The 1,346-nt window shown below is 48.0% G+C and carries 1 protein-coding gene; it reads right to left on the bottom strand.

What is annotated here, in order from left to right; genetic code table 11:
• Window positions 1-1,346, bottom strand: a 1,346-nt coding sequence (locus tag F960_RS22505) for an Ig-like domain-containing protein (protein WP_004845943.1), incomplete at both ends; no start/stop codon positions are given.

Raw genomic sequence — 1,346 nt, 5'->3', positions numbered from 1 at the left:
GACAAACTTGCTGCATTATTTAGCTCAACACTTGGCGCGAGTGGTGCAACTGTATCTGTTTTATCTGTCGTGGTTTCAGCTCCAACATTGCCTGCCGCATCGGTTGCCGTAAGCGTAGCAGTTTCACCATCCGCAATTGGGTTGGGTGCAAATGACCATTTGCCTTGGCTGTTTGCTGTCGTGGTCAAAGTATTGCCATGTCCTAAATCTAGCGTAATTAACGCATTGGCTTCACTTGTACCTGATAAGCTTGCTGCATTATTCAGATCAACACTTGGTGCGAGTGGCGCAACTGTATCTGCTTTATCTGTGGTAATCGATGCACCAACATTACCTGCGGCATCTGTAGCCGTAAGCGTCGCCGTTTCACCATCGGCAATCGGATTTGGTGCAAATGACCATTTACCTTGACTATTGGCTATCGTGGTTAAGGTAGTGCCATGACCCAGATCCAACATGATCACTGCATTGGCTTCACTTGTACCTGACAAACTTGCTGCATTGTTTTGTTCAACACTTGGAGCTAAAGGTACAACCGTGTCTGCTTTATCTGTTGTGGTTTCAGCTCCAATATTACCTGCGGCATCTGTTGCAGTCAGCTTGCCTGTTTCACCATCCGCAATCGGGTTCGGTGCAAATGACCATTTGCCTTGGCTGTTCGCTGTCGTGGTTAAGGTATTGCCATGACCTAGATCAAGGGTGATTACGGCATTGGCTTCGCTCGTACCTGACAAACTTGCTGCATTGTTTTGTTCAACACTTGGAGCTAAAGGTGCAACCGTGTCTGCTTTAGCTGTGGTCATCGATGGGCCGACATTGTCTGCTGTATCGATTGCCGTCAGCTTGCCTGTTTCACCATCCGCAATCGGATTGGGTACAAATGACCATTTGCCTTGGCTATTCGCTGTCGTGGTCAAGGTATTGCCATTACCCAAGTCAAGTGTGATCAGTGCATTGGCCTCACTGCTACCTGACAAATTTGCTGCATTATTTTGCTCAACACTTGGTGCGAGAGGCGCAATCGTATCCGCTTTATCCGTGGTAATCGATGGACCAATGTTGCCCGCTACATCAGTTGCAGTAAGTGTTGCGGTTTCACCATCGGCAATCGGATTTGGTGCAAATGACCATTTGCCTTGACTATTCGCTGTTGTGGTCAAGGTATGACCATTACCTAGATCAAGGGTGATCACTGCATTGGCTTCACTTGTTCCGACCAATCCTGCTACATTGTTTAGATCAACACTTGGCGCGAGTGGCGCAACTGTATCCGCTTTATCTGTCGTGGTTTCAGCTCCAACATTGCCTGCTGCATCGGTTGCCGTAAGCGTAGCAGTTTCACCATC

It is taken from the genome of Acinetobacter gerneri DSM 14967 = CIP 107464 = MTCC 9824 (genome assembly GCF_000368565.1).
Taxonomy (GTDB): domain Bacteria; phylum Pseudomonadota; class Gammaproteobacteria; order Pseudomonadales; family Moraxellaceae; genus Acinetobacter; species Acinetobacter gerneri.
The sequence above is the reverse complement of the archived record's forward strand: the minus strand, read 5'-3'. Positions and strand labels throughout refer to the sequence as shown.